The organism is Streptomyces sp. WELS2, assembly GCF_013870595.1.
Taxonomy (GTDB): domain Bacteria; phylum Actinomycetota; class Actinomycetes; order Streptomycetales; family Streptomycetaceae; genus Streptomyces.
The window spans coordinates 1-4,744 of record NZ_JACBWZ010000489.1; the positions used below are offsets into that span (position 1 = coordinate 1).

Below are 4,744 nucleotides of genomic sequence, written 5' to 3' on the forward strand. Positions count from 1 at the left end.
CGGAGCAGGCTCTTCTCCCGGCCGTCGAAGGACTTCAGCGCCCAGGGAGTGGTGGCGGCGTCGGCCGCGCACTGGGGCCGGTCCTTCGGTGCGGGGCGGCTCGGCACCGGACGGCAGGTGCTCGTCTGGGAGCCGGTGACCACCTGGTGGCAGCCGACGGCCCATGCCGCGGACCGGATCATCGGGCTGGACTGAGCACCGGCCCGGGCACCCGGCCCCCGGACCGGGCTCCGGCTCAGCCGAGCACCAGTTCCGGCGAGTACAGGTCCAGCCACCCGGCGAGGTCCAGGGTGCGTTCCAGTCCGCGCCGGGCGGCCTGGGTGCTGACCGGGGTCTCGCGTTCGGAGGCCGCCCGCACCCGGTCCCGGTCGAGCAGGTCGAACACCGGGTGGGAGGGCCGGGCCAGCAGCTCCTTGACCTGCTCCTGGAGCGCACGGGCGTACCCGGGGTCCTGGGTGGACGGGTACGGGCTCTTCACCCGGTCGTACACGGACTTCGGCAGGAGATCCGCCGTCGCCTCGCGGAGCAGGCTCTTCTCCCGGCCGTCGAAGGACTTCAGCGCCCAGGGAGTGTTGTAGACGTACTCGACCAGCCGGTGGTCGCAGAACGGCACCCGGACCTCCAGGCCGACGGCCATGCTCATGCGGTCCTTGCGGTCGAGCAGCATGCGGACGAAGCGGGTCAGGTGCAGATGGCTCATCCGCCGCATGCTGTACTCGAAGTCGCTCTCGCCGTCCAGGCGGTCGATGCCGGCGATGGCAGTGCGGTAGCCGTCGGCCACATAGCCTTCGAGGTCCAGGGCCTTGGCTATATCGGCACGCACCACATCGGCGTCCTCGCCGAAGTGGCGGTTCATGGTGGCCAGCCACGGGAAGGTGTCGGCGCGGCGCGCCTCCTCGTCGAAGAACTGCAGATAGCCGCCGAAGACCTCGTCAGCGGACTCGCCGGACAGCGCCACCGTGGACTTCTCCCGGATGGCCCGGAAGAGCAGCAGCAGGGAACTGTCCATGTCGCCGAGGCCGGACGGCAGGTCGCGGGCCCGGATCACCCGCTCGCGCACACCGGGATCGGAGAGGGCGTCGGAGTCGAGCACGATGTCCTGGTGCTCGGTGCCGGCGAGCCGGGCCACGTCGTGCACGAAGGGCGTGTCGGGCGTGCCGCGCAGTTCGTCGGCCACGAAGTTGTCGGTCTGTCCGGCGAAGTCGACGGCGAAGCTGCGCACCTTCTCGCCGTGGACGGCGAGCTGCCGGGCGGCGAGCGCGGTCATGGCCGAGGAGTCGAGTCCGCCGGAGAGCAGGGTGCAGCGCGGCACGTCGGAGACCAGCTGGCGGCGCACGATGTCGTCGAGAAGCGAGCGCACGGTGGCGATCGTGGTGTCACGGTCGTCGGTGTGCGGGCGGGTCTCCAGGCGCCAGTACACGCGGGTGGACAGGCCGGAGCGGTCGACGGTGACGACGGTGCCGGGTTCCACCTCGGCCATGCCGTCCCAGACGGCGTGGCCCGGCGTCTTGATCATGACGAACAGCTCGCGCAGGCCGTCCAGGGTGACGCGGGCCCGGGCCAGCGGGTTGGCGAGGATCGCCTTGGGCTCGGAACCGAACAGGACGCCGTCGGGGGTCCGGTAGTAGTAGAAGGGCTTGATGCCCATGCGGTCGCGGATCATCACCAGCTTGTCGTACCGGCCGTCCCAGACGGCGAACGCGTACATGCCGTTGAGCCGTTCGGCGACCGCGTCGCCCCACTCCAGATAGCCGTGCAGCACCACCTCGGTATCGGAGTCGGTGGTGAACCGGTGGCCACGGTCGGCGAGTTCCCGGCGCAGCTCGGTGAAGTTGTACGCCTCGCCGGAGTAGACCATGGCCACGGTGCCCTCGGGGGTGGGCACGGACATCGGCTGACGGCCGCCGGGCAGATCGATGATGGCGAGCCGGCGGTGCCCCAGGGCGGCGGGTCCCTCGCTCCAGGTGCCGCGGTCGTCCGGGCCCCGGCAGGCCATCGTCTCGGTCATCGCGTCCAAGGCGGCGGCCTCGGTGGTCAGATCACGGTCGAAGGAGACCCATCCGGTGATGCCGCACATGCGCTACCTCCTGCCTCCGGCCGCCGACGGACCCCCGTTCACCTGCGTTTTCCTCGGGAGCGGGAGGTCGGCCGGGCAAACCAGTTGTATCGAGCACCTATATCGAGAGTCCGCCAGACGTCCGGCCGAGTCAACGCACCGGAAACACGGGACGGGTATCCGGTTCCACGGTTTCGGCCGCGTTTTGCCTCAGCAAAATCGACGGATCCGCATGTTGCCGCACGCCTACCGACAGGAACCGGCCACAGGCAAAAACTTCCTCAAGTAAACGGCGTGTTACGTCTTCGCGATCAGAAACCCGGCGGACAGACTCCGGAGGACGTACGGCGGTGACGCGGCGCATCACCGGGAGGCCTCCGCAATGGCCCGGATTACCCCGAATGCCGTAATGGTGTTTCCGCCCTATCGTGCTGTCATGGAGCACGCACTGAGTCCCGCGACCCTCGCCGAACTGCGCCGCCCGCGCCCCTATCCGGCGGTCTCCGTGCTGACCCCGACGCACCGCCGGCAACGCGGGAACGGCCAGGACCAGGTCCGGCTGCGCAACGCGCTGACCGAGGCGCGCCGGCGGCTGGAGTCCGACCCCGCCGTCACCCGTGAGCGCCGTGCCGATGTCGAGGCGCAACTCGACCGGGCCCTGGCCGAGGTCGACCTGACACACGCCGAGGACGGCCTGGTGATCTTCGCCGCACCGGGTGAGCACCAGGTGTGGTCGCTGGCCCGGCCCGTGCCCGAGCGGGTGGTGCTGTCGGACACCTTCCTGACCCGCAACCTGGTGTCGGCCCACGCTGCCGAGCGGCCCTTCTGGGTGCTGTCGCTCTCCGCCGACCGCGTCACGCTGTGGAACGGCGGCGCCGGCCGCGTCGTGGAAGAGCACTGGGGCGGCTTCCCGCTGACGCGTGCCCGGGAGAACTTCGACGCCGAGCGGCTCATGCAGATCGGCGACCAGCCGAGCACCTTCCGCGACGAGGGCACCCGCCGGTTCCTGCGCGAGGCGGACACCGTGATGAGCAGGGTCCTGCGCGCGGCGCCCCGGCCGCTGTACATCACCGGCGAGCAGGCGGCGCTGTCCCTGATGGAGGAGGCCGGCACGGTCGCGCGCCACGCCGTGCCGATACGCCGCGGCGGGCTCGCCCATGCCGGTCCGGAGGCGGTGTGGCAGGCCATCCGGCCGGTCCTGGAGGAGGAGTCCCGCGAGAACGCCGCGTCCGTCCTGCGCGAGCTCACCTCGGCGCGCGGGCGCCGGGCCTACGCGGCCGGGGTCGACGAGCTGTGGCAGAGCGCCCGGGACGGCCGCGTCCGGCTGCTCGCCGTGGAGGAGAACTACCGGACGACCGTCCGCGAGACCGGCGACCACCTGGAACCGGCCCGGCCCGGCGACCTGGACGCCCGCGACGACATCGTGGACGAGATCGTCGAGCGGTGCCTGGAGACCGGAGCCGACGTGCGCTTCGTCCAGGACGGCACACTGGACGACGCGAACGGCATCGCCGGGGTGCTGCGGTACTGATCGCGGGATGCCACGGCCCGGTGGGCGGCCGGTGGGCGGGCCGAGCCGGTCCGGTGACCGTGCGGAGCCGGTCGGGAGACCGGACGGAGCCGCTCCCAGCCCACGACCGCCGGCCCGCCGACTGCCCAGCCCCCAGCCCCCAGCCCCCAGCCCCCAGCCCCCGCGTACGCTACGGCCTGATCGTCGGCGTGAGGGAGCGTGCGCATGGGTGAGTTGCTGGGTGTGGCGGTGCTGGGTGCCGGGCACATGGGCGCGGACCACATACGGCGCCTCGATCGAGTGGTGAGCGGTGCCAGGGTCGCGGCCGTCGCCGATCCCGATCCCGCCCGGGCCGAGGCGGCGGTGGCCGGCCTGACCGGGGTCACCGTGCACACCGACCCGCTGGCCGCCCTGGACGCACCCGGTGTGGCGGCGGTGCTGATCGCGTCCCCGGGCCCCGCGCACGAGGAGGCCCTGCTCGCCGCCTTCGCCCGCCGGCTGCCGGTGCTGTGCGAGAAGCCCATGGTGCCGGACTCCGCCGGCGCCCTGCGGGTGATGGAGGCCGAGGCCGCGCTCGGCCGCCGGCTGGCGCAGATCGGCTTCATGCGCCGCTACGACGCCGAGTACCTGCGGCTGAAGGCGCTGCTGGACGGCGGCGGTCTGGGCCGGCCCCTGATGCTGCACTGCACCCACCGCAACGTGTCCTCACCCGACGGCTTCACCAGCGCCATGCTGATCAACAGCTCGGTGTCGCACGAGATCGACGCGGCCCGCTGGCTGCTCGGACAGGAGCTGACGGCGGTCACCGTACTGCGGCCCACGCCGTCCTCGCGGGCGCCCGGGGGTCTGTCCGACCCCCAGTTCGTGCTGTTCGAGACCGGGTCGGGCGCACTGGTGGACGTGGAGGTCTTCGTCAACTGCGGTTTCGGCTACCAGGTGCGCTGCGAGGTGGTGTGCGAGGCGGGCAGCGCGCGGATCGGCGAGGCGCACACCATGGTGGTCACCACCCGGGACGGCGCCCGCGAGGAGGTGGCCCGGGACTATCTCGTCCGCTTCGCCGACGCCTACGACCGCGAGGTGCAGGCCTGGGTGGACGCCACCCGGCGCGGCGAGGTCACCGGTCCGAGCGCCTGGGACGGGTACGCGGCGTCCGTGGTCGCCGAGGCGGGCGTACGGTC

Annotated in this window: 3 protein-coding genes and 1 pseudogene; 3 read left to right on the forward strand and 1 reads right to left on the reverse strand. The window is 72.1% G+C overall.

Annotated elements, in window-relative coordinates; genetic code table 11:
- Positions 1–195: pseudogene (locus H5J33_RS23915) on the forward strand (hypothetical protein); the annotation flags it as partial.
- Positions 196–235: 40 nt separating this feature from the next.
- Here H5J33_RS23915 and asnB read toward each other — a convergent pair.
- Positions 236–2,077 carry an asparagine synthase (glutamine-hydrolyzing) gene (gene asnB, locus H5J33_RS23920; RefSeq protein ID WP_181796957.1) on the reverse strand — a complete coding sequence of 614 codons (1,842 nt, stop codon included), beginning with the start codon at positions 2,075–2,077 and terminating at the stop codon, positions 236–238.
- Positions 2,078–2,492: 415 nt separating this feature from the next.
- Between asnB and H5J33_RS23925 the strand changes: the two genes are divergently transcribed.
- Positions 2,493–3,587 carry a chemotaxis protein gene (locus tag H5J33_RS23925; protein ID WP_181796958.1) on the forward strand — a complete coding sequence of 365 codons (1,095 nt, stop codon included), beginning with the start codon at positions 2,493–2,495 and terminating at the stop codon, positions 3,585–3,587.
- A 204-nt stretch (positions 3,588–3,791) separates the two neighbouring features.
- Positions 3,792–4,744 (forward strand): Gfo/Idh/MocA family protein (locus H5J33_RS23930; RefSeq protein ID WP_181796959.1); only part of this gene is annotated, 953 nt, incomplete at its 3' end.

What these genes read in the sequence shown, in the direction of transcription:
- asnB (WP_181796957.1), bottom strand. Translation starts at nt 2,077, where the DNA reads ATGTGCGGCATCACCGGATGGGTCTCCTTCGACCGTGATCTGACCACC.
- H5J33_RS23925 (WP_181796958.1), top strand. Translation starts at nt 2,493, where the DNA reads ATGGAGCACGCACTGAGTCCCGCGACCCTCGCCGAACTGCGCCGCCCG.